Below are 23,863 nucleotides of genomic sequence, written 5' to 3'. Positions count from 1 at the left end.
GGCGATTTAAATGAAGATAGTTGTTGTTGGTGGGGGTCCAGGTGGATATGTAGCTGCATTAAAAGCTGCAATGTTAGGTGCTGAAGTTACTGTAGTTGAAAAGGGTAAAGTTGGGGGAACTTGCTTAAATGTAGGATGTATACCTACAAAAGCTTTACTTGCTTGTTCAGACGTATTAAATCATGTTAGAGAAGCTAAAAAATTCGGCATTACTATAGAAGGGGATATAAGTGCTGATTTTGCAACTATAGTAGAAAGAAAAGAAAAAGTTGTTACTCAGCTTGTAAAAGGAATTGAATACCTATTTGAAAGCAGAGGAGTAAAACTTGTAAGAGGACTTGGAAGATTAGTAAGTAATAAGGAAGTTGAAGTTACAAAGGAAGATGGAACAAAGGAAAGTATACCAGCAGACAAGATAATTCTTGCTACAGGTTCTGTGCCAGTAGTTCCAAGATTCCTTCCTTATGACGGAAAGAATGTAATGACTTCTGATGAAATTTTAAATCTAAAGGAACAACCAAAATCAGTAATTGTTGTTGGTGGCGGTGTAATAGGCTGTGAAATAGGACAGTTCCTACATAGACTCGGAACTGAGGTTAAAATAGTAGAAATGTTACCACAATTATTACCTCTTGAAGACGAAGATACAGCAAAAATACTACAAAGAAGCTTTAAACAAGAAAAGATAAAGTTCTTTGTAGGTGATGGTATCTCAACTGTAGAAGTTGGAGAGGACAAGGTCGTTGCAACTTTAGCTAGTGGTAAGAAAGTAGAAGCAGAAAAGATGCTTGTAGCTATTGGCAGAAGAGCATATACAGAAGGTCTTGGATTAGAAGAACTAGGAATGCAAATGGATAGAGGTAAAGTAATAGTTAACGAGTGTTTAGAAACTAATGTAGAAGGCGTTTATGCAATAGGCGATTTAACTATAAGTCCTGATTTAGCTCATGTAGCTTCAAGACAAGGTATCGTAGCTGTAGAAAATGCTGTTCTAGGCAAAAATAAGAAAGTTAGCTATAAAGCTATACCAGGATGTGTATTTACAGAACCAGAAGTTGCTTCTGTTGGTATGAAAGAAAAACAAGCAAAAGATGCTGGAATTAATTACAAGGTAGGAAAATTCGATTTTAGAGGACTTGGAAAAGCTCAAGCTATGGGTAAAATACAAGGATTTGTAAAAGTAATTACAGATGAAAAAGATGTAATTATTGGTGCAGCTATAATCGGAGAAAGAGCAGCAGACATGCTTGGAGAATTAACAGTAGCTTGTGAACTCGGCTTAACAGCAGAACAAGTAGGAGAAGTAATTCATCCACATCCAACTTTATGTGAAGGAATTATGGAAGCACTTCATGATGTTCATAAACAATGTGTTCACTCAGTAGACTAACAGCATAGGGCTTTAGCCCTATGCATAGCGATAAAGGGAGGTTGTACTATGGGATATAAAATAGCTGTAGCAGGTAAAGGCGGCACTGGAAAAACTACTTTAACAGGTCTTTTAATTGATTACTTAGTTAAAAAAGGTAATGGACCTATCTTAGCAGTTGATGCAGATGCCAATGCCAATTTAAATGAAGTATTAGGTGAAGAGATAGAAGCCACTATAGGAGAGATAAGAGAAGATGTAAGTCAAAGATCACTTGATCAAAACTTCCCAGGAGGAATGTTAAAGGCTGATTACCTAAAGTATAGGTTGAATACTGCCGTAACAGAAGGAAACGGCTATGACATGATAGTTATGGGAAGGTCCCAAGGAACAGGCTGTTATTGTTATGTAAATGGGGTACTAAAGTCCCAAATAGATTCTCTTTCAGGAAATTATAATTACCTGATTATTGATAATGAGGCAGGTATGGAGCATTTAAGTAGAAAAGTAGTTGAAGATATAGACACTTTATTTTTAATAAGTGACTGTTCTAGAAGAGGAATCCAAGCTGTTGGAAGAATAAGAAGATTAGTTGATGAGTTAAAACTAAAAGTAGGACAAATTTTTCTTATAGTTAATAGAGCACCAGAAGGTAAGTTAAATGAAGGAACAATGGAAGAAATAGAAAAGCAAGGTTTAAATTTATTAGGTGTTGTACCAATGGACCCTATGGTGTATGAATATGATACTAGCGGAAAGCCTCTTGTTGAAATGCCAGAGGATTCCATGTCTAAAAAAGCATTAAATGATATTTTATCAAAAATTGAATTTAAAAAGTAGTTTAAGGAGGCATTAAGTTATGTTCAAAAAAACAGTACAGAAGTTCTCAGGTAAGATTTGTGAAGTTGAAATCGGAACTGGAGAAAAAGCTATAAAGTTAGGTGGAGAAAGCACACTTGCATTCCATAGCTTTGATGGAAATGTAGGAAATGCTCCAAAGGTTGGTTTAGAAATATCAGACGTATATCCAGAAGAGTGGATAGAATCATTAAAAGCTCTTTACAGTGATGTAAGCAAAGATCCTGTTGCATGGGCAAAGTTTGTTGAAGAAAAATATTCTCCAGACTTCATTTGCTTAAAATTAGATAGTGCAGATCCAAACGGATTAAATAAGCCTGTTGAAGAAAGTGCTAAAGCTGCTAAGGCTGTAGCAGAAGCTATAAAAACTCCTCTAGTAATAGCAGGAACAGGTAACCATGATAAGGATGCTAAGCTTTTCGAAAAAGTTGCTCAAGAATTAGATGGACATAATGTTCTTTTACTAGCTGCAGTAGAAGATAACTATAAGACAATAGCAGCTGCTGGTACAATGGCTTATAACCATAAAGTTGCAGCAGAGTCTTCTGTTGATATAAACCTTGCAAAACAAATAAATATATTAGTTAATCAGTTAGGTGTTCCTAATGAAAAGATAGTTGATAACATAGGTTCTGCAGCAGCAGGCTATGGTTATGAATATGTTATCTCAACTCTAGATAGAGTAAGACTAGCTGCTCTTGGACAAAATGACAAAACTCTTCAAGTGCCAATAATAACACCAGTTTCTTTTGATACTTGGAAGGTAAAGGAAACAGTTGAGTTAGAATCAGATTCACCACAATGGGGATGTCAAGAGGATAGAGGAATTGCTATGGAAATAGCAACTGCTACAGGAGTTTTAGCATCAGGATCTAACGCTGTAATCTTACGTCATCCAAAATCAGTAGAGACAATTAGAACATTCGTAAATGAGTTAATAGGTTAATAAAAATATAAATTTATACTGGGATTAGGTAAGGGAGGATTCAAAATGGCTTTAACAGGATTAGATATATTTAAATTAACACCAAAAAAGAATTGTAAAGATTGTGGTTTTCCAACATGTTTAGCATTCTCAATGAAGGTTGCTGCAGGTGGAGCAGAAATAGGAAAATGTACACACATGAGTGCAGAAGCTATAGAGAAGTTGTCAGAAGCTACAGCACCATTAATGAAAACTATAACTATCGGTAAAGACGAAAATGAATATAAATTTGGTGGAGAAACTGTTTTATTCCGTCATGAAAAGACTTATGTAAATAGAAATAGATTTGCAGTATTATTATCAGATAGCATGGATGATGCTGAAATAGACTCAAAGATTCAACACATGAAAGATGTTAACTATGTAAGAATCGGAGAAGAAATGAAGGTTGAATTTGCTGCATTAAAATATGCTGGCAATAAAGATAAGTATGTTGCTTTAGTTAATAAAGTGAAAGCAAGCGGATTAAAGGTAGCTTACATACTAATTTGCGAAGACGTTGCTGTTGCAAAGGAAGCTCTTGAATTAGTAAAAGCTGAAAATCCTATGATGTATGGTGCTAACAAAGAAAACTTCAAGGAAATGGTTGAGCTTGTTAAGGCTGACAACATTACTTTAGGAGTAAAAGCTGATGATTTAGAAGCTTTATATGGATTAGTAGAGGAAATACAAAAATTAGGATACAAGAATTTAGTACTTGATCCAGGATCAAGTTCAGTAAAAGAAGCATTTGAAAATACAGTTCAAATCAGAAGAATGAATCTTCAAGGACAGGATAGAACTTTTGGATATCCTTCAATCTTATTCGTAGATGAGCTTTCAAAAGGCGACAAGTTTATGGAAGTAGCTTTATCTACACTATTCACTATGAAGTATGGCTCAATAATAGTTTTAAGTGATATGGATTATTCTAGAGCGCTACCATTATATGGTCTTAGACAAAATATCTTCACTGATCCTCAAAAACCAATGAGAATAGAACCAAATCTTTATGGAATAAATAACCCAGATGAAAATTCTCCAGTATTATGTACAGTTGACTTTGCTTTAACTTACTTCGTAGTATCTGGTGAAGTTGAAAGATCTAAAGTGCCTGTATGGATGGCAATTCCAGACGCAGGTGGATATTCTGTTCTTACTTCTTGGGCAGCTGGTAAATTTACAGCTAGCAGCATAGCTAAGTTCATAAAAGAAAACGGAATAGAAGAAAAAGTTAAGAGCAGAAAACTTTTACTTCCAGGAAAAGTTGCAGTTCTTAAAGGTGACTTAGAGGAAAACTTACCAGGATGGGAAATAATAGTTGGACCAGCAGAAGCTATGTTCCTTCCTAAGTTCTTAAAAGAATTAACAGCAAAGTAATTATTAAGATAAATTAAGTTTGAGAATCGAGATTTCTCGATTCTCAAATAAAAAATAAAAATGTATTAAGGCTATCTTTAAAATTTAAAGTTAAAATGGGAGGGTATTTGACCATGGATAAATTTTTAATCATAGGCGAAAGAATTCACTGTATATCACCAGCTATTAGAAAGGCTATAGCAGAAAGAAATCCAGAACAAATTATAAAAAGAGCAAAAGAACAGTTAGATGCAGGTGCTCATTATATAGATTTTAATATAGGACCAGCAGAAAAAGACGGAGAAGAAGTAATGCAATGGGGAGTTCAATTACTTCAAAAAGAGTTTGACAATGTTCCACTTGCACTAGATACAACAAATAGAAAGGCTATAGAAGCAGGACTTAAGGTTTATAACAGAGAAAAAGGAAAACCAATTGTAAACTCTGCAGATGCTGGTGAAAGAATCGAGAATATAGATTTAGCTGCAGAATATGATGCAATGTGTATTGCACTATGTGCAAAGGAAGGTATAACTAAAGACAATGACGAAAGAATAGCTTACTGTACAGAAATGTTAGAAAGAGCTATGGGACTTGGAATGGATCCTACAGATTTATTATTCGACCCATTATTCTTAGTAATAAAGGGAATGCAGGATAAACAAAAAGAAGTTTTAGAAGCTGTTAGAATGATAAGCGAAATGGGACTTAGAACTACTTGTGGATTAAGTAACATATCAAATGGAGCTCCAAAGGAAATAAGACCAATCATGGATGCTACATTCTGTGCAATGGCTATGCAAGCAGGACTTACTTCAGCGATAATGAACCCATGTGACAAGAGATTAATGGAAACAATTAAAACTTGTGACGTAGTAAATGGAGCTGTTCTATACGCTGATTCTTACTTAGACTTATAATACTTTAACTATAAATTTCAATAATTTAAAATTTGGGAGGGGCTAAAAAATGAATTTATTTCAAACTATATTCACTGGTTCCAAGCAGGCATTAGCAGCTGCAGAAGGTCTTGTAAGTAAAGCAGTAGAAGAAAAAGGTAGAGACCATAAAGTTGCGTTCCCTGATACAGCATATTCATTACCAGTTATTTATGCTGCTACAGGAAAGAAAATCACTAATGTAGGAGAATTAGAAAGTGCTTTAGACATAGTTAGAAGCTTAATAGTTGAAGAGGAAATGTTAGATAAAGCATTAAACTCAGGTTTAGCTACTGCTGTTGCAGCTGAAATAGTTGAGGCTGCTAAATACGTTCTTTCAGATGCTCCATATTCAGAACCATGTGTTGGTTTCGTATCAGACCCAATAATCCGTTCACTAGGAGTTCCACTAGTTACAGGAGATATTCCAGGTGTAGCAGTTGTGCTTGGAGAATGTCCAGATGCTGAAACAGCAGCAAAAATAATAAAAGATTATCAATCAAAGGGTATAATGACATTTCTAGTTGGTAAGGTAATAGACCAAGCTGTAGAAGGCAATGTTAAAATGGGTCTTGAATTAAGAGTTATTCCTTTAGGATATGATGTTACATCAGTTATTCACGTTGTAACTGTTGCAATAAGAGCAGCATTAATATTCGGTGGAGTTAAACCAGGAAACTTAGCTGAAGTTCTTCAGTACTGTTCTGATAGAGTTCCAGCATTCGTAAATGCTTTTGGACCATTAAGTGAGCTTGTAGTTTCAGCAGGTGCAGGTGCAATAGCACTTGGATTCCCTGTAGTAACTGACCAAACTGTAACAGAAGTTCCTACATTGTTATTAACTCAAAAGGATTATGATAAAGTAGTTAAAACTTCTTTAGAGGCTAGAAACATTAAGATAAAGATTACTGAGATTCCAATACCAGTTGCATTTGCAGCAGCATTCGAAGGCGAAAGAATTAGAAAGAATGACATGTTTGCAGAATTTGGTGGTAATAAATCAGAAGCTTGGGAATTAGTTATGAGTGCTGAGCTTGGAGAAGTTGAAGACCATAAAATAGAAATTATAGGACCAGACATAGATTCTATAACAAGTGCTCCAGGATTATTACCTCTTGGAATGATGATAAAAGTAGCTGGTGCTAAAATGCAAAAAGACTTCGAGCCAGTTCTAGAGAGAAGACTTCACTATTTCTTAAACTACATTGAAGGCGTAATGCACGTAGGACAAAGAAATATGACTTGGATAAGAGTTGGTAAAGAAGCATTTGAAAAAGGCTTCAGATTAAAACATTTTGGTGAAGTTGTATATGCTAAAATGTTAGATGAGTTTGGTGAAGTTGTAGATAAATGTGAAGTTACATTAATAACTGATCCAGAAAAAGCTGTACAATTTAAAGATCAATATGCTATGCCTAGATTTGCTGAAAGAGATGAAAGACTTAGCTCATTAATAGATGAAAATGTTGATACATTCTATACATGTAATCTTTGTCAATCATTTGCTCCAGCTCATATATGTATAGTTACTCCAGAAAGACTTGGTCTTTGCGGAGCAGTTTCATGGTTAGATGCTAAAGCTACACTTCAATTAAACCCAGTAGGTCCATGTCAAGAGGTTCCAAAAGAAGGTTTGCTTGATGAAAGAGCTGGTATTTGGACAAAGGTAAACGAAGCGGTAGCAAATGGTTCACAAGGTGCTGTAACAGAAGTTACATTATATAGTATTTTAAATAGTCCTATGACTTCTTGTGGATGTTTCGAATGTATTACAGGTATTATGCCAGAAGCAAATGGTGTTGTTATAGTAAACAGAGAACATGCTGCTACAACTCCACTTGGAATGACATTTGGTGAACTTGCATCTATGACTGGTGGTGGAGTACAAACTCCAGGATTCATGGGTCACGGAAGAGCATTTATTCCATCAAAGAAATTCATGAAGGCAGAAGGCGGAATTGAAAGAATAGTATGGATGCCAAAAGAATTAAAAGATTTCGTAGCAGAGAAATTAAATGCTACTGCTAAGGAATTATATGGAGTAGAAAACTTTGCAGATATGATCTGTGATGAAACTATAGCAGTAGATTCAGAAGCTGTAATGGCATTCCTAGAAGAAAAAGGACATCCTGCATTAGGCTTAGATCCAATAATGTAATCAAACTAAGAAACTTAATCAAGTTGATAGTGGACTATAATGGTTCACTATCAACTCTCAACTAATAATTAAGGGGTGTTTATAATGAATTTACCAAAGGAATTATATTATCATGTTGAACATACTTGGGCTAAAATCGATGGAGATGTAGCTTATATAGGAATAACTGACTTTGCTCAAGACCAACTTGGAGACATATTATTTGTTGAAATGCCAGAAATTGAAGATGAAGTTACACAAGGTAAACCTTTTGGAGTTGTTGAGTCTTCAAAGAAAGCTTCAGATTTATTTGCGCCGATTTCTGGTCAAGTATTAGAAGTAAATGAGAAACTAGATGATGAGCCAGAGTATATTAATGAAGATGCTTACGATGCATGGATAGTAAAAATAAAAGTTAGTGATAAAGGTGAACTTGATAACTTATTAAGTGCTTCTAAATACGAGGAAGGCTTAAAGTAGAAAAAAAAACTTCTCGGTATTTTAACCGAGAAAGTTTTTTTTAAGGAGGTATTTATAAGATATGTTAAAAGTTAAGTTTGTTCCACAAAATATAGAACTAGAAGTTGCTGAAGGAGAAAACTTATTAGAAGCAGCAAGAAAAGCAGAAATATTTATAGATGCACCTTGTAATGGGAACAGTGTTTGTGGAAAGTGTAAGGTAAAAATAGTTGATGGAAAGGTACATACTGAAAAAAGTAGACATATAAAAGATGATGAGTGTAATGAAGGGTATGTTTTAGCTTGCTGTTCTAAGGTAACAGAAGATATTATTGTGGAAATACCATCTAATGCAGGATCTGCTATGCATGGTATGAAAATAGAGGATTTATCAGGGGAAAGAGAACAGTTAATATTTGAAAAAGCTAAAAGCCAAGCCTTAGAAAATGGAATGGAATTTAAGACCTATGTAAGAAAAGATTATATTGAATTAGATCCACCAACTTTAGATGATAATATATCTGACTTTGAAAGGATAAAAAGGCATCTCAGAACTAACCTGGGATATAATCAAGTATTTTGTAGACTGCCTTTGCTTAGAAAGATACCTCCAATATTAAGAGAAGCTAATTTTAAAGTAACAATTACTCATATACCAAGAGGCGAAGGAAAAACAACAATAATCAGAATGGAAGTAGGAGATTCTACTAATAAATTATATGGTATAGCTTTAGATATTGGTACAACATCTGTAGCAGCTTGCTTAGTAAATCTGCAGGAAGGAAAGCTAGTTGCAAAAGCATCTTCTGGAAATGCCCAGATAAAGTATGGTGCTGATGTTATAAATAGAATAATGTACTCAACTAAGAGAAATGGGCTAGAGGATCTTAATAATGCAATTATAAAGGAAACTATAAACCCATTGTTAGATAAAATGTATAGAGATTCTGGTATAGGCAGAGATGACGTTGTATCTTTTATTGCAGCTGGTAATACAACAATGTCCCATCTTTTTCTAGGAATATACCCAGATTACTTAAGAATGGAACCTTATATACCTGCTTTTGTAAAGGCACCATTTATAAAGGCATCAGAGTTAGGGATAAATATTAATTCGGAAACCTTCATATACTTAGTACCTTCAGTAGCAAGTTATGTGGGTGGAGATATTACTGCAGGAGTATTGTCTTCTGGGTTATGGAACAGCACTGAAAATATATTATTTATTGATTTAGGAACTAACGGAGAAATTGTATTTGGAAATAGAGAATTTTTAATGACCTGTGCATGCTCAGCAGGGCCAGCCTTTGAGGGCGGAGAGATAAGCTGTGGAATGAGGGCCGCAGGAGGAGCTGTAGAAGGAATAAGAATTAACAAAGAGAATTATGAGCCTGCAATTAGTGTAATAGGTAATGAGAAACCATTAGGAATATGCGGTTCAGGTATTATTGACTTAATATGTGAATTGATGCTTGCAGGAATAATTGACAGAAGAGGAAAGTTAGTAAAAGGTCTAAACACATCAAGAGTTAGATTTGATGAGCATGGAATTGGAGAATATGTTCTTGTATTTAAAGAACATTATGGATTAGAAAAAGATATTACCATAACGGAAGTTGATATAGATAACTTTATTAGAGCTAAAGGGGCTATTTACTCAGGACTTACTACTTTACTAAATAGTCTTGGAATGGATTTTACTATGATAGATAAAATTTATATAGCTGGAGGTATAGGAAACAGTTTAGATATTGAAAACTCAATAAAAATTGGAATGCTTCCAGATATAGAGAGAGAAAAGATATCATACATTGGAAACAGTTCACTTATGGGATGTTATTTAACTTTGATGAGTGAGGATGCAAGACATAAGTTAGAGGATGTTGGAAATCAGATGACCTATGTAGAGTTAAGTGTAGAGCCAGCATATATGGATGAGTTTGTGTCAGCCTGTTTCTTGCCACACACAGATATAGAAAAGTTCCCTACAGTTAAGGAAATTTTAGGATAAGCTAATTGTAAAATTGTGTGAAAAATTGTACAATTAAGTTGAGTAAAGGTTTACTATGTACTAATTTATAGAAAAGGGGAGGCAATAATAATGTGTGAATCAACAGCATACTTAATAACACCAGAGGGAGAGCGTAAGTTAATGGAATATGTAGTGGATGTAGTACCAAAGGATAATGGAAGATTAGCTTTAACAGATATTTTAGGTGAGGAAAAGATTATTGAAGGAATGTTAAAGGAAATCAGACTACTAGAGCACAAAATAGTAATAGAAAATATTAAGTAAACTTTAGTTCATATATTTCACTAAGATAAAAATAAAGTATTAAGGATGGGGATTTAGGATGAGTAACGAAAATTTACATGAACATAGTCATGAACATGGACATACACACGATCATGAACACCAACATCATCATGAGCATAATCATATGCATGATGGTCATGAGCACAGTCATGAGCACGATCACAATCATGTTCATCCACATAATCACAGTCATAGTCATGAGCACAATCATGATGGATCACATGGACACTGTCATTGTTCAGATAAAGAGATGGACAACATTAGTAAAGAGGAAAGAACTTTAAGACTTTTATTAAATCATTGGGTTGAACATAACAAATCCCATGAAGAAGGGTTTAGTGAATGGGTTGAAAAATCAAGAGTAATGGGAAAGGCTGATACAGCTGATTTTATACAAAAGGCAATAGATTTAATGAAAAAAGCAGATGAAATGCTTTTAGAAGCTCAAAAACATATGTAGTATATGAGGTTATAAGTTAGCAAGAGCCAAGGTATCTATAATAAATTCCTCAGTACTGTTAACTGCACTTAAGAACTCTAAGGGTTCTAAAAATACAGTTAAATGTATCTTCGGAATTCACTATAGACACCTTCTCAAAGCTAACTTTTAAGCTAGTATAAAATGTTTTGAGTGTTTTTATAAGTATTTGAAAATTAGAAAGGCAAAGCAGAAAGGATGAAGTTCATGGATAGAGTAGCTATTGAAGAGAAGAGAAAAGATAAGATACCTTATGATTATCATAGTAGTATATTTAAAGACTTTGATCCGGAGTTGATGTCTAAGAATACTGGATGTCATTATGATAAGGAAAAAGGTGAATTTGTTGTAAGGTTGATGGGTGAGGACATAATTGTAAAATATCCTAGTGGACGAGTTTTAAAGGCAGATGGCTCTGAGATAAATAAATATCCACCTAAAACTTTAGTATTAAGATATTTAATGAATGCAAAAGGGGTTGCTCCATTAAATAGGGATATTACCTATAGAGATGTTGATGGTGGTAATATGTATTTTAGAAATTTTAATGGAAGATGTCTTTTAAGATTAGCTAAGACTTTTGGAAATAGTATAGATAAATTTAAAAATGTATTTGAAAAGCTTCAAGCAGAAAAGGTTAATATGGGGGATGCTGCGTACAAATTTGAATTTCTTAATAATATATATGTAACCTTCGCGTTGTGGGAAGGTGACGAAGAGTTTCCACCAGCTTCTCAAATCTTATTTGATGGAAATGCACCTTTTTACTTTACTGCGGAAGACCTAGCGGTAGTTGGAGATGTTTCAATTGGAACAATTACTACTTTGGCTTACTCTAAATAGTCAGACTAACTATAAGAATTATTGTCGAAATATTAGGAAAAATGCTTAATTATATAACCTGGAGGAATTAATATGAAATATATATTGAATAATTCACTGAACCCATATTTTAATTTAGCATTAGAGGAACATATATTCAAAACCGTGGGAATGGATGATGATTTTATTATATTATGGCAAAACGATAAGACAATAGTAATTGGAAGACATCAGAATACTATTGAAGAGGTCAATTCTGATTTTGTAAAAGAAAATAATATAAACGTAGTAAGAAGAATAACTGGCGGCGGAGCCGTATATCATGATTTGGGGAACCTTAATTTTTCTTTTATCACTGGATATGATAAAAATGATAAAATTGATTATAAAAAATACACAATACCTGTAATTAATGCTTTAGATAAGATAGGTATTAAAGCAGAACTAAGCGGAAGAAATGATTTAACTATTGATGGAAAAAAGTTTTCAGGAAATGCTCAAAGTTTACATAAAGGGAGGATATTGCACCACGGAACCTTATTGTTTAATTCTGATTTAGATGTTGTTAGTAAGGCATTAAATGTAAAAGCAGATAAAATTAAATCAAAAGGCATTAAATCAGTAAGAAGTAGAGTTACAAATATAAGTGATTATTTAGATAAAAGTATAGAAATAGGTGAATTTAAAGATATACTTTTAAAAAATTTATTTGAAGAAAATGATCTTCAAGAATATATTATTACAGAAGATGACCTAAAGGCCATCAATGAGCTTAAAGATAACAAATATAATACATGGGAGTGGATATATGGAAAATCTCCTAAGTTTAACTTTAAGAGCTCTAAGTGGTTCACAAACGGAAATATAGAAGTTTTACTTAATGTAAAGGGCGGAATAATTACAGATTGTAAAATTTACGGAGATTTCCTAGCGTTATATGGTATCGATGAGGTAGAAAAAAATATTTGTGGGCTTCAATATGAAGAAAATGTTATTGAAAATTTAATAAAGAGCTTTGATTTAGTAAAATACTTCGGAAACATCACACTTGAAGAGGTCCTAAGTTGCTTTTTTAATTAATTTAGATAAAAAGTTATTATAACTATAATAATTTTTTATAAATTTAATAGTAAAGGGGAAGCTTATATGGAAAGTGGAATGTTAAAACCGACAGAATTATGTGATGCATCCATAGGTGGAGGTTGCGGTAAAGCCAAGTTAACGGTATTACAACAGACTGTTCTTGGCATTATGGCAGGTATCTTTATAGCACTAGGGGGAGCAGCTTCAGCTGTTGCTTCGCATAGTGTAACTAACGTAGGATTGGCAAAGTTTGTAGGAGGGGCTATATTTCCTGTAGGACTTATATTAGTAATAATATGTGGAGCAGAACTGTTCACAGGAAATTGCCTTATGGTTGTACCCCTTATGGACAAAAAAATAAGCTTTAAAGATTTAATAAGAAACTGGGTAGTAGTATACATTGGAAACTTTATAGGTTCAGTACTTTTAGCATTCTTAGTTTTCGAATCAGGGATGCTTACTATGAGCTCAGGAAAACTAGGAGGAACTGTAATAAAGGTTGCCTCAACAAAGGCAGGTTTACCATTTGCTACAGCATTCGCAAGTGCAATATTATGTAATTTACTTGTTTGCCTTGCTGTCTGGGGAGCGGCAGCGGCTAAAGATGTTGTAGGAAAAATAGCTATAGCATGGTTTCCTATAATGGCTTTTGTAACCTGCGGCTTTGAACACTGTGTTGCTAATATGTATTTTCTAATGGTAGGTCTTTTCGCTAAATCCAATCCAGTCTTTGCCCAAGCCTCTGGTTTAACTCCAGATAAGATGGTAAATGGATCTGGAATTATTCACAATTTAATACCTGTAACTCTTGGCAATATGGTGGGAGGTATAATTTTAGTAGGTTTTACTTATTATATAGCATATAAGTATGCCCCTGCTTTAAGTGAGAAAAGTAAGAGTAATTTAACACAAGCAAACGTTAATTAGATTAGGTTTTGGATTTATATTTTAGATAGTTTTTTGGACAATTCCTTAGAAATTCAGAGTATACGAGAAATATGATAAGTACAGACAGTATAAACATATGAAAAAAATCTAATTTTAAAGGTTTTCATCCTTGAAGGATAAAATAATATGTGTTAAACTTAGAGCATAAAGTTAATTAAATTAAATACTAAGGCAGAGTTTTAGAGAGCCAAATTTTAAGATACAGGCACAACTGTATCTTGGATTTGAGCTCTTTTTTGTTTATATTTAAGGAGGTATATAAATATGTTTGATGTAACAATTATTGGAGCAGGAGTTATAGGATGTTCAATAGCTAGAGAACTATCAAAATATAATTTAAAAACTTGTGTGGTAGATAAAGATTCAGATGTTTCTAACGGAACTACAAAGGCTAATAGTGCCATAGTTCACGCTGGTTTTGATGCTAAGAGTGGTACTTTAAAAGGTAAATTAAATGCGTTAGGTAATGCAATGTTTGATAAGTTATCAGAGGAATTAGATTTTCCCTTTAAGAGAATCGGTTCACTAGTTTTATGTTTTGATGAAAATGATATAAATAAGCTTTATGAATTAAAGGAACAAGGAGAGAAAAATGGAGTTCCCAATCTTCAGGTTTTAGATGGAACTAGAGTAAGAGAATTAGAACCTAACATTAGTGATAAAGTAGCAGCAGCTTTATATGCGCCAACTGGTGCTATAGTATGCCCTTATGAGATGACTATAGCCCTAGCTGAAAATGCTTATACTAATGGAGTTGAATTTTTATTTGAAACGGAAGTAACAGATGTAATAAAAGAAGATAGTTATATATTAAAAACAAATAAGGGCGACATAAAGACTAAGTTAGTAATAAATGCTGCAGGAGTATTTGCAGATGAAATAAACAATATGGTAAGTGAAAATAAAATCAGTATAGTTCCTAGAAAGGGTGAGTACTGTTTATTCGATAAGGCTGCAGGAGATACAGTTTCAAAAACTATATTCCAGCTGCCAGGTAAGATGGGAAAAGGTGTATTAGTTACACCTACAGTAGATGGTAACTTACTAATAGGACCTAATGCTACAGAAATAGAAGATAAAAATGATTTAACTACAACTAATGAGGGAATTGATGAAATATTAAGTAAGGCTTCACTTAGTATAAATCAGATACCAATGAGACAAGTAATCACTTCCTTTTCAGGGCTAAGAGCTCACAGTGTAGTGGATGACTTTATAATAGAAGAGCTAAAAGATGCAGAAAACTTTATTAATGCAGCAGGTATCGAATCACCAGGACTTTCAAGTGCTCCAGCTATCGGAGAAATGGTTAGAGATATAGTTATAGGAAAGCTAAATCCTGAGAAAAATGGGACATTTAATCCTATAAGAAAGGGAATACCTAAGTTTAGAGAGTTAGACAATGAAGAGAGAAAGAAGCTTATAGAGAAAGACTCAAGATATGGAAAAATAGTTTGTAGATGTGAAACAGTTACTGAAGGAGAAATAATCAGTGCTATAAGAAGACCAGTAGGTGCGAAGACATTAGACGGTGTTAAGAGAAGAACTAGAGCTGGAATGGGAAGATGTCAAGCAGGCTTCTGTGCAACAAAGATAGTTGAGATTTTATCAAGAGAGCTTAATGTTTCTCCAACAGAGGTAACTAAATTTGGAGGAAACTCTAATGTTTTAGTTGGAAAAGACAAAGAGACTATTTAATTTCACTTTAAAGATAAACTAAGGTTTTTATGATAAGGTTTTAAAGTAATTGTTAAATATGAATTAGAATTGTCGGAGGTTTAGAGATATGCAAGAATTTGATATAGTAATAATCGGCGGAGGTCCAGCAGGACTTGCAGCGGCCATTTCAGCAAAAGAAGAAGGAATAGACAGCATATTAATACTAGAAAGAGATACCCAATTAGGGGGGATATTAAATCAATGTATTCATAACGGATTTGGCCTTCATACTTTTAAGGAAGAGCTAACAGGACCTGAATATGCACAAAGATTTATAGATAAAGTAGAAGATATGAAAATACCATATAAACTGAACACTATGGTATTAGACTTGAATAAAGATAAGGTTATTACAGCGGTTAATGAAGAAGATGGAATACTTGAAATAAAGGCTAGAGCTGTAGTTCTAGCTATGGGTTGTAGAGAAAGACCAAGAGGAGCAATAAATATACCAGGAAGCAGATCAGCAGGAATATATACTGCAGGATCAGCCCAAAAATTTGTAAATATTGAGGGATATATGCCTGGCAAGGAAGTGGTTATACTTGGATCAGGAGATATAGGCCTTATAATGGCAAGAAGAATGACACTTGAAGGAGCAAAGGTTAAGGCTGTAGTTGAGCTTATGCCTTATTCAAGTGGTCTTAAGAGAAACATAGTTCAATGCTTAGATGACTTTGATATACCACTAAAGTTAAGTCATACTGTAACAGACATAAAAGGCAAGGATAGAGTTGAAGGAGTAACTATTGCAAAGGTTGATGAAAATAGAAAGCCTATAAAAGGAAGTGAAGAGTTTATTCCTTGTGATACATTACTTTTATCCGTTGGTCTTCTTCCAGAAAATGAACTTTCAAGAACTGCAGAAGTTAAGTTGTCTAATATAACAGGTGGACCAGAAGTGGATGAAAGTTTAGAAACAAATATAGAAGGTATATTTGCTTGTGGAAATGTGCTTCATGTTCATGATTTAGTAGATAATGTTTCGGTAGAAAGCTCTAATGCTGGAAGAAACGCAGCTCAGTATGCTAAAGGTAAGAGATTTGACGGTAAAAAGATAGAAGTTATAGCTACAGAAGGCGCTAGATATACAGTGCCAAAGGCTATTAATCCTAAAAATATTGAAAAAGCAGCAGAAGTTAGATTTAGAGTTGGAGATGTATTTAAAGATAGTTTCGTATCAGTTTATTTTGATGATGTTAGAGAAATGCATATAAAGAAGAGAGTATTAGCACCAGGTGAAATGGAGACTGTGAAACTTACAAAGGCAATGTTTGAAAAATATCCTAACTGTGAAAAGATAACAATTAAGGTGGAAGGAGAGTAATAGATATGAGAGAACTAATATGCATAGGATGTCCTATAGGATGTCAGCTTGCAGTTAAGCTACAGGGAAATGAAGTTGTGGAAGTTACAGGTAATACCTGCAAAAGAGGAGAAGACTATGCTAAAAAGGAATGTACTAATCCTACTAGAATAGTAACTTCTTCTGTATGTGTAGAAGATGGAGACATTGACATGGTAGCTGTTAAGACTGAAAGTGATATACCAAAGGATAAAATCTTCGACTGTATCAAAGAACTAAAGGGAATAGTAGTAAAGGCACCTGTAAATATTGGAGATGTAATAGTTGAAAATGTACTTGGAACTGGTGTAAATATTATAGCTACAAAAAAGATAATTAAAGTAGAGAAAAAAATAGATAAAATTGCTTAATAATAAAGCCGGCAGGTACAGGTTACTGTATCTGCTGGTTTTTATTTGTAATAGTACTTTCTAAATATTACTGTAAATACTATAATAGTAGTAGGAAGAGGAGGGAAAATTAAAAATGAATGAAAATGAATTGAAAAGGATAATAGAGGAGATAAGTTCCTTTGAACAGTTGAAGCTTTCTAATATCCCTGATATAGATTTGTATATGGATCAAGTAACTACCTTCATTGATGAGAAGCTCGGTTACTTAAAAAGAAACGAAAAGGACAGCATTCTTACAAAAACAATGATAAATAATTACACCAAAGCTGGAATAGTAATACCTCCTAAAAAGAAAAAGTATTCCAAACAACATATGATACTTATCATTCTAACCTACTATCTAAAGCAAGTCCTCTCAATAAGTGATATACAAAGTCTACTATCTCCAATTGTTCAGTCTATAAACTCTGGGAAAATCCATGAGCTAAATGTAGAAGATATATATAATAAGTTTTTAGAAATAGAGAGAGATGAAATTGCAAGCTTTAAAGGTGAGTTTGAAGATAAGCTTAGTCTAGAATTAGCAGATAACCTCAGCGAAGCGGAGCTTGAGTCTGAGGAGAAACTAGAACAGGATTTAGAAGAAGATACTCATGATTTAGATGATAAAGAAAAAGATATCAGTAACTTAATAATGACAGTAATAACTCTAGTAGTAAGGTCAAGCATACAAAAAAGAATGGCGGAAAAGATAATTGATGAACTACTTAATGAAAATAAATAAGGCTAAAGATATAACTTTTATCTTTAGCCTTAAAATAAATTCTTAAAGCAGTTTCTACATATTGCTGTTTTACCCTTATTTGCAGATATTGATTCCTCTTTTTTTATAGATTTACCACATACTTCACAAAAGAACTTGTTTTGATTAGTACTAGAATGACAAGCGGAGGTTTTTCTGGGCAAAGAGGAAGCTTTTTTTCTATTCGGAGGGGGAGAATAGTTGATAGGGTTGTCCTCTACTTCTTTTTTCACTACTTTATATTCAATTGAATAGGTGCTTTCTCCAAAAAGATCCAATTCAAACCTTGGGTTTTCTTCGTCATAAAACTCTTCTATTATAATTCTTCGTATCTGAGCATCATTGATTATAAGACCACTTTTTTCAATACCATCAAAAATGCTTTTAGTAATATTATTAGTATCAGGGTGTCTTTTTCTACTTTTGTAGTAAACCTTTAACACTGCTATTAAGGCCTCTGTAAGCACTTTGCCAGGATTCTGACGTCGGGTTTCGTATGCTATTTGTTCCTCATAGTGGGCATACCTATCGTGGTATTTACCAGAGTTATAAGGCAGTATAGCTCTACCATTAATATTAAAAAGTTTAAAATTTGATTTTGATATAGGAGAGCCCTTCACTATAACCTTTGCGTAATTATCATTCATAATTTATCCCTTCTTTTACTTTTGTCCATAAAAGCTTTTATTCCATACAATTATAGCATAATATTTAATGGGATAGTGGATAGAATAATTTACAACTGAAAATCAATACTAAATGGCTATTGTCAATTGTCAACAGTCATTTGTATGAAGTATAATATTTGTTAGTATTGCTAATTAAAATAAAGTGAGGGAAAAGCCATGGATAAGGATATAAAGATACTTGCACTAGAGAGCAGTTGTGATGAAACTTCAGCAGCTGTTGTAGTTAATGGAAGAGAAGTGTTATCAAATATAATATCATCTCAAATAGATATACACACTAAATTTGGAGGGGTAGTGCCTGAGGTTGCATCTAGAAAACATGTGGAAGTTGTTTCAGTTGTTGTACAGGAGGCTTTAGATAAAGCAGGAGTAACTTTAGAGGAGATAGATGCCATAGGAGTTACTTATGGACCAGGACTGGTTGGCGCTCTTTTGGTAGGGGTTCAATATGCAAAGGGATTAGCTTATGCGACAGGAAAACCTTTAATTGGCGTTAACCACATAGAAGGACATATATGTGCTAATTTCATACAACATAAAGATCTAGAACCACCTTTTGTATGTCTTGTTGTTTCAGGTGGGCACACCTTTATTGTGTATATGAAAGACTATGGTGAGTTCGAAATTTTAGGACAGACAAGAGACGATGCAGCTGGGGAGGCTTATGACAAAGTAGCTAGGGCAATAGGACTTGGTTATCCTGGTGGGCCTAAAATTGATAAGATTTCAAAAGAAGGAAATCCAGATGCCATTAAATTTCCTAGAGCGAACTTTCATGATGATAGTTCATTAGATTTTTCCTTTAGTGGAGTTAAATCTGCGGTATTAAACTATTTAAATCAGATGGAAATGAAGGGTGAAGAAATAAATAGGGCAGATGTTGCTGCATCTTTCCAAAAAGCAGTGGTAAGCTTCTTAGTAGATAACGCTATGAAGGCTTGTAAGCTAAGGGGAGTTAGTAAAATAGCAGTTGCAGGTGGAGTGGCATCAAACAGCTGTCTAAGAGAAAGTCTAATTAATGAAGGCGAGAAAAGGGATATAAATGTACTATTTCCTGAATTTATACTCTGTACTGATAACGCAGCTATGATAGGTAGTGCAGCATATTTTGAATATACAAAAGGAAGAACAGCAGAGTTAACATTGAATGCCATTCCTAATTTAAAGCTTGGTGAAAGATAAGGCTGAGCAAGTATTCAATTTTTATAATTTACTCAAACCTGTATACAGGTTTGAGTAAATTTTTTTTATATAATGATAAAAACAAGTAAACAGAAACAATAGAGTATCACAAATACTAATTAGAGTATACTATTTACAAAATAAAGCATATGCTATATAATGGATGTGTGAAAGGGATGATTACGATATAGTTTTAAAGTTGCATTGTTATTTTATAAAGAAAATTAACACAATATTTAAAAGTGTAGACATGCCCTAAATGTGCTAGTAGTTAAATATAATACTAGCAACAGCTTTTTTATTCAAAAGTGCAAGTAAAAAATTTTTTAAATGCAATTGAAATAGTTTTAATGCTTGTATATAATATTATTATCTTGTTAATATTTATTATGATTTCTTAATAATTATTCAATATACGTAATTTTTATGAAAAGGGGCTGAGGAATTTGGTTAAAAAGTTTAAAAGAGTTCTTGTAGCTAATAGAGGAGAAATTGCAATACGAATCTTCAGAGCATGTCAGGAACTAGGTATAAGAACAGTTGCTATATATTCAGATGAAGATAAGCGTTCACTTTTTAGAACAAAAGCAGATGAAGCTTATCTAATAGGAAAAAATAAAGGGCCGGTAGAGGCCTATTTAAATATTGATGAAATAATTAGTCTTGCTCTTAAGAAAGGCGTTGATGCAATACACCCAGGTTATGGATTTTTATCAGAAAACGCTGAGTTTGCAAGAAAATGTCAAGAGGCTGGTATTGAGTTTATAGGACCAACTTCAGAAATGATGGAGAATCTTGGAGATAAGATTAAATCCAAGATTGTAGCTCAAAATGCAGGAGTACCTACGATTCCAGGAGTAGAAAAACCTATAGAATCAGAAGAAGAAGCAGTAGAATTTGCTAGAAGTTGTGGTTACCCTGTAATGTTAAAGGCAGCTGCAGGTGGTGGCGGCAGAGGAATGAGAATAGTAACGAAGGAAGATGAGCTTATTTCTTCATACAGAAGTGCTAAAAACGAAGCAAAAAAGGCTTTTGGAATAGATGATGTATTCATCGAAAAGTATCTTGAAAAACCAAAGCATATAGAAGTACAGATACTTGCAGATAAATATGGCAATGTGGTTCATCTCTTTGAAAGAGATTGTTCAATACAGAGAAGGCATCAAAAGGTTGTAGAGTTTACTCCAGCTATAGCCTTACCTGAGGAAAAGAGAAAAGCTATATGCGAAGATGCACTAAAAATAGCTCAATATGTAGGATACAGAAGTGCAGGAACTCTAGAATTTCTTGTAGATAAAAATGGAAATCATTATTTTATAGAGATGAATCCGAGAATACAGGTTGAACATACTGTAACAGAAATGGTTACTGGAATAGATATTGTTCAAAGTCAAATTTTAATAGCAGAAGGTTATTCTTTAGGTTCAGAAGAACTTGGCATAGGCTCACAGGAAGATATAAAGCCTAGAGGTTTCGCTATTCAGTGTAGAGTAACTACGGAAGACCCTTCTAATAACTTTGCACCAGACACCGGAAAAATTGATGTATATAGAACAGGATCTGGTTTTGGAATAAGACTTGATGGAGGTAATGGGTTCACTGGTGCTGTTATAAGCCCTTACTATGACAGCCTTTTGGTTAAAACTACGTCATGGTCAAGAACATTCCAGGATGCAATAAGAAAGTCAATTCGTTCTATAAAGGAGATGACAATCTCTGGAGTAAAAACAAATGTTGATTTTCTAATAAATGTGTTAAACCATGAACAATTTGCAAAGGGTATATGTGATACTAACTTTATAGCAGATAATCCTGAACTCTTTGATATATCACCAAGAACAGATGATGAGTTAAGAGTGCTAAGATTTATTGGTGAGAAGGTAGTTAATGAAACTCATGGACAAAAAACAGATTTTGATGTTCCTGTAGTGCCAAAAGTAGATATAAGTGAACCTTTAAGAGGAACAAAACAAATACTAGATGAGCAAGGTCCTGAAGGACTTGTTAACTGGATTAAGGATCAGAACAAGTTACTTTTAACAGATACAACAATGAGAGATGCTCATCAATCGCTTATGGCTACAAGAATGAGAACAAAGGATATGCTAAAAATTGCAAAAGCTCAATCAGTACTTGGTAAGGATTTATTCTCCATGGAAATGTGGGGAGGTGCAACTTTTGATGTTGCCTATAGATTCTTAAAGGAGTGTCCTTGGGAAAGGCTTACTGAATTAAGAAAGAAAGTTCCTAACGTATTATTCCAAATGCTTATAAGAGGAGCAAATGCTGTAGGATATAAGAATTACCCAGACAATGTAATAAGAGAATTTATAAAGGAATCTGCAGAGTCAGGAATAGATGTATTTAGAATATTTGACTCATTAAACTGGTTAAAGGGAATGGAAGTGGCTATTGACGAGACCTTAAAACAAAATAAGGTAGCAGAAGCATGTATGTGCTATACCGGCGACATTCTTGATGAGTCTAGAGATAAATATACCTTAGAATATTATATAAAGCTTGCTAAAGAAATTGAGAAGACAGGAGCTCATATTCTTGGAATAAAGGATATGTCAGCTTTACTAAAGCCTTATGCAGCACTAAAGCTTATAAGGGCGTTGAAGAATGAAATATCTATACCAATTCATCTTCACACACATGATACTACAGGAAATGGCGTAGCAACAGTGCTTATGGCAGCGCATGCAGGAGTGGATATTGTAGATACTGCTTTTAATAGCTTATCGGGACTTACAAGTCAACCAGCACTAAACTCTGTAGTTGCAGCGTTAAAAAATACAGAGAGAGATACAGGTATAGATTTAGATGGTCTTCAAAAGTTATCTGATTACTGGAGTGCTGTTAGACCGGTTTACAGTCAGTTTGAATCAGGACTAAAAACAGGAAGTGCAGAAATATATAAGTATGAAATACCAGGAGGACAGTATTCTAACCTTAAACCTCAAGTTGAAAGCTTTGGCTTAGGTCATAGATTTGATGAAGTAAAAGAGATGTTTAGAGAAGTAAACCATATGGTTGGGGATATTGTAAAAGTTACTCCTTCTTCTAAGATGGTTGGAGACTTAGCTATATTTATGGTGCAAAATGATTTAACAACTGAGAATATATGTGAAAAGGCTAAAAATATGAGTTTCCCTGATTCTGCTGTATCATACTTTAAAGGTATGATGGGTCAGCCAATGGGAGGATTTCCAAAGGATCTTCAGAAGATAGTATTAAAAGAAGAGAAACCTATCACATGTAGGCCAGGAGAAATGTTACCAGATGAAGATTTTAGTAAGATAAAGAATTATCTAGAAGAAAAGCACAAAATAGAAGCCACTAACAAAGAATCGCTGAGCTATGCTTTATATCCAGATGTGTTTGAAAACTACCTTAAGTACATCAAAGAAAACGGAGATTTTAGCCGTATGGGAAGTGATGTATTCTTCCATGGCTTACGAGAAGGTGAAACTTCAGAAATTGAAATAGCTGAAGGTAAAACTCTAATTGTTCAGCTTATGGAAATAGGAAAAATTGATTTACAGGGAAATAGAACTGTGGTCTTTGAGGTTAACGGTAACAGAAGGGATATAAAAATAAAAGATAAGTCTAGCAACTCTGCAGCTCAAGGGCGTGAAGAGACAATGATTATGGCTGATTCAGAAAATAGCCTAGAAATAGGTGCAAGTATTCCTGGAAATATATTAAAGATACTTGTAAAAGAAGGGGATACAGTAAAAGAGGGAGACAGCTTGATTGTAATTGAAGCTATGAAGATGGAAACCAATATTGCGGCAGCTGTTTCAGGAGTTGTTGAAACAATATTTGTTAAGGAAGGACAACAGGCTAAGTCAGGACAGTTATTAATTAAACTTAAATAAAAATTTTATATAATAACAGATATACCAAAAAAGACTTTGCTCTAATTAAAGAGTAAGGTCTTTTTTATTGGAAAATAATCAATGTTATATTAAAATATGCTTAAATGGATATAAATTTAGGTATATTTAACCAGAACCAATGTATGATAGAATATAA

General features: G+C 33.8%; 20 protein-coding genes. 19 read left to right on the top strand and 1 reads right to left on the bottom strand.

Annotated elements, in window-relative coordinates; translation table 11 throughout:
* Positions 1-10 precede the first annotated feature (10 nt).
* The 17 genes from lpdA to N4T77_RS07020 all read left to right on the top strand — a co-directional run bounded on the left by lpdA (position 11) and on the right by N4T77_RS07020 (position 17,933).
* The gene (gene lpdA / locus N4T77_RS07100) at positions 11-1,390 is read left to right on the top strand and encodes a dihydrolipoyl dehydrogenase (protein ID WP_261671066.1); all 1,380 of its coding nucleotides are present in this window, start codon (positions 11-13) and stop codon (positions 1,388-1,390) included.
* A 48-nt stretch (positions 1,391-1,438) separates the two neighbouring features.
* Positions 1,439-2,209, top strand: a complete 771-nt coding sequence (locus tag N4T77_RS07095) for an AAA family ATPase (protein WP_261671065.1) — start codon at positions 1,439-1,441, stop codon at positions 2,207-2,209.
* A 19-nt stretch (positions 2,210-2,228) separates the two neighbouring features.
* Positions 2,229-3,173 (top strand): acetyl-CoA decarbonylase/synthase complex subunit delta, encoded by a 945-nt coding sequence (gene acsD / locus N4T77_RS07090; RefSeq protein ID WP_261671064.1) that lies wholly within the window; start codon positions 2,229-2,231, stop codon positions 3,171-3,173.
* 45 nt (positions 3,174-3,218) lie between these two features.
* Positions 3,219-4,571: an acetyl-CoA decarbonylase/synthase complex subunit gamma gene (gene acsC / locus N4T77_RS07085; RefSeq protein ID WP_261671063.1), complete on the top strand. Its 1,353-nt coding sequence runs from the start codon at positions 3,219-3,221 to the stop codon at positions 4,569-4,571.
* A gap of 113 nt (positions 4,572-4,684) precedes the next feature.
* Complete coding sequence (gene acsE / locus N4T77_RS07080) at positions 4,685-5,470, top strand: carbon monoxide dehydrogenase/acetyl-CoA synthase methytransferase subunit (protein WP_261671062.1); 786 nt, start codon at positions 4,685-4,687, stop codon at positions 5,468-5,470.
* 49 nt (positions 5,471-5,519) lie between these two features.
* Positions 5,520-7,646 carry an acetyl-CoA decarbonylase/synthase complex subunit alpha/beta gene (gene acsB / locus N4T77_RS07075; protein WP_261671061.1) on the top strand — a complete coding sequence of 709 codons (2,127 nt, stop codon included), beginning with the start codon at positions 5,520-5,522 and terminating at the stop codon, positions 7,644-7,646.
* An 84-nt stretch (positions 7,647-7,730) separates the two neighbouring features.
* Entirely contained in the window at positions 7,731-8,105 is a 375-nt protein-coding gene (gene gcvH, locus N4T77_RS07070) for a glycine cleavage system protein GcvH (protein ID WP_261671060.1), read from the top strand.
* 61 nt (positions 8,106-8,166) lie between these two features.
* Positions 8,167-10,095: a corrinoid activation/regeneration protein AcsV gene (acsV, locus tag N4T77_RS07065; protein WP_261671059.1), complete on the top strand. Its 1,929-nt coding sequence runs from the start codon at positions 8,167-8,169 to the stop codon at positions 10,093-10,095.
* Positions 10,096-10,185: 90 nt separating this feature from the next.
* The gene (locus N4T77_RS07060) at positions 10,186-10,380 is read left to right on the top strand and encodes a CooT family nickel-binding protein (RefSeq protein ID WP_261671058.1); all 195 of its coding nucleotides are present in this window, start codon (positions 10,186-10,188) and stop codon (positions 10,378-10,380) included.
* A 58-nt stretch (positions 10,381-10,438) separates the two neighbouring features.
* A complete protein-coding gene (locus N4T77_RS07055; protein WP_261671057.1) occupies positions 10,439-10,861 on the top strand; it encodes a zinc transporter in 423 nt (140 codons plus the stop codon).
* 225 nt (positions 10,862-11,086) lie between these two features.
* Positions 11,087-11,722 (top strand): DUF3786 domain-containing protein, encoded by a 636-nt coding sequence (locus N4T77_RS07050; RefSeq protein WP_261671055.1) that lies wholly within the window; start codon positions 11,087-11,089, stop codon positions 11,720-11,722.
* A gap of 72 nt (positions 11,723-11,794) precedes the next feature.
* Complete coding sequence (locus N4T77_RS07045) at positions 11,795-12,781, top strand: lipoate--protein ligase (protein ID WP_261671054.1); 987 nt, start codon at positions 11,795-11,797, stop codon at positions 12,779-12,781.
* A 66-nt stretch (positions 12,782-12,847) separates the two neighbouring features.
* The gene (locus N4T77_RS07040; RefSeq protein WP_261671052.1) at positions 12,848-13,711 is read left to right on the top strand and encodes a formate/nitrite transporter family protein; all 864 of its coding nucleotides are present in this window, start codon (positions 12,848-12,850) and stop codon (positions 13,709-13,711) included.
* A gap of 285 nt (positions 13,712-13,996) precedes the next feature.
* Positions 13,997-15,430 (top strand): NAD(P)/FAD-dependent oxidoreductase, encoded by a 1,434-nt coding sequence (locus N4T77_RS07035; protein WP_261671051.1) that lies wholly within the window; start codon positions 13,997-13,999, stop codon positions 15,428-15,430.
* A gap of 88 nt (positions 15,431-15,518) precedes the next feature.
* Positions 15,519-16,778 (top strand): NAD(P)/FAD-dependent oxidoreductase, encoded by a 1,260-nt coding sequence (locus N4T77_RS07030; protein WP_261671050.1) that lies wholly within the window; start codon positions 15,519-15,521, stop codon positions 16,776-16,778.
* A 5-nt stretch (positions 16,779-16,783) separates the two neighbouring features.
* Entirely contained in the window at positions 16,784-17,167 is a 384-nt protein-coding gene (locus tag N4T77_RS07025) for a DUF1667 domain-containing protein (RefSeq protein ID WP_396125095.1), read from the top strand.
* Positions 17,168-17,282: 115 nt separating this feature from the next.
* Positions 17,283-17,933, top strand: a complete 651-nt coding sequence (locus tag N4T77_RS07020) for a DUF1836 domain-containing protein (RefSeq protein WP_261671049.1) — start codon at positions 17,283-17,285, stop codon at positions 17,931-17,933.
* Positions 17,934-17,962: 29 nt separating this feature from the next.
* On the opposite strand, the gene N4T77_RS07015 is transcribed toward N4T77_RS07020, so the two are convergent.
* The gene (locus tag N4T77_RS07015; RefSeq protein WP_261671048.1) at positions 17,963-18,598 is read right to left on the bottom strand and encodes a RusA family crossover junction endodeoxyribonuclease; all 636 of its coding nucleotides are present in this window, start codon (positions 18,596-18,598) and stop codon (positions 17,963-17,965) included.
* Positions 18,599-18,796: 198 nt separating this feature from the next.
* Here N4T77_RS07015 and tsaD point away from each other — a divergent pair, with 198 nt between their 5' ends.
* Both tsaD and N4T77_RS07005 read left to right on the top strand, forming a co-directional pair.
* On the top strand, positions 18,797-19,822 hold the full coding sequence (gene tsaD / locus N4T77_RS07010) for a tRNA (adenosine(37)-N6)-threonylcarbamoyltransferase complex transferase subunit TsaD (RefSeq protein WP_261671047.1): 1,026 nt from the start codon (positions 18,797-18,799) through the stop codon (positions 19,820-19,822).
* Positions 19,823-20,268: 446 nt separating this feature from the next.
* Positions 20,269-23,706, top strand: coding sequence for a pyruvate carboxylase (locus N4T77_RS07005; protein ID WP_261671046.1), 3,438 nt, complete (start codon positions 20,269-20,271; stop codon positions 23,704-23,706).
* Positions 23,707-23,863 lie beyond the last annotated feature (157 nt).

It is taken from the genome of Clostridium sp. CX1, from assembly GCF_025398335.1.
In the GTDB taxonomy this organism is placed as follows: domain Bacteria; phylum Bacillota; class Clostridia; order Clostridiales; family Clostridiaceae; genus Clostridium_AM; species Clostridium_AM tanneri.
This window is presented reverse-complemented; position numbering and strand designations above follow the sequence as displayed.

Excerpts from the sequence above, each read along its gene's own strand:
- lpdA (WP_261671066.1), top strand. The coding sequence starts at position 11 with ATGAAGATAGTTGTTGTTGGTGGGGGTCCAGGTGGATATGTAGCTGCA.
- N4T77_RS07095 (WP_261671065.1), top strand. The coding sequence starts at position 1,439 with ATGGGATATAAAATAGCTGTAGCAGGTAAAGGCGGCACTGGAAAAACT.
- acsD (WP_261671064.1), top strand. The coding sequence starts at position 2,229 with ATGTTCAAAAAAACAGTACAGAAGTTCTCAGGTAAGATTTGTGAAGTT.
- acsC (WP_261671063.1), top strand. The coding sequence starts at position 3,219 with ATGGCTTTAACAGGATTAGATATATTTAAATTAACACCAAAAAAGAAT.
- acsE (WP_261671062.1), top strand. The coding sequence starts at position 4,685 with ATGGATAAATTTTTAATCATAGGCGAAAGAATTCACTGTATATCACCA.
- acsB (WP_261671061.1), top strand. The coding sequence starts at position 5,520 with ATGAATTTATTTCAAACTATATTCACTGGTTCCAAGCAGGCATTAGCA.
- gcvH (WP_261671060.1), top strand. The coding sequence starts at position 7,731 with ATGAATTTACCAAAGGAATTATATTATCATGTTGAACATACTTGGGCT.
- acsV (WP_261671059.1), top strand. The coding sequence starts at position 8,167 with ATGTTAAAAGTTAAGTTTGTTCCACAAAATATAGAACTAGAAGTTGCT.
- N4T77_RS07060 (WP_261671058.1), top strand. The coding sequence starts at position 10,186 with ATGTGTGAATCAACAGCATACTTAATAACACCAGAGGGAGAGCGTAAG.
- N4T77_RS07055 (WP_261671057.1), top strand. The coding sequence starts at position 10,439 with ATGAGTAACGAAAATTTACATGAACATAGTCATGAACATGGACATACA.
- N4T77_RS07050 (WP_261671055.1), top strand. The coding sequence starts at position 11,087 with ATGGATAGAGTAGCTATTGAAGAGAAGAGAAAAGATAAGATACCTTAT.
- N4T77_RS07045 (WP_261671054.1), top strand. The coding sequence starts at position 11,795 with ATGAAATATATATTGAATAATTCACTGAACCCATATTTTAATTTAGCA.
- N4T77_RS07040 (WP_261671052.1), top strand. The coding sequence starts at position 12,848 with ATGGAAAGTGGAATGTTAAAACCGACAGAATTATGTGATGCATCCATA.
- N4T77_RS07035 (WP_261671051.1), top strand. The coding sequence starts at position 13,997 with ATGTTTGATGTAACAATTATTGGAGCAGGAGTTATAGGATGTTCAATA.
- N4T77_RS07030 (WP_261671050.1), top strand. The coding sequence starts at position 15,519 with ATGCAAGAATTTGATATAGTAATAATCGGCGGAGGTCCAGCAGGACTT.
- N4T77_RS07025 (WP_396125095.1), top strand. The coding sequence starts at position 16,784 with ATGAGAGAACTAATATGCATAGGATGTCCTATAGGATGTCAGCTTGCA.
- N4T77_RS07020 (WP_261671049.1), top strand. The coding sequence starts at position 17,283 with ATGAATGAAAATGAATTGAAAAGGATAATAGAGGAGATAAGTTCCTTT.
- N4T77_RS07015 (WP_261671048.1), bottom strand. The coding sequence starts at position 18,598 with ATGAATGATAATTACGCAAAGGTTATAGTGAAGGGCTCTCCTATATCA.
- tsaD (WP_261671047.1), top strand. The coding sequence starts at position 18,797 with ATGGATAAGGATATAAAGATACTTGCACTAGAGAGCAGTTGTGATGAA.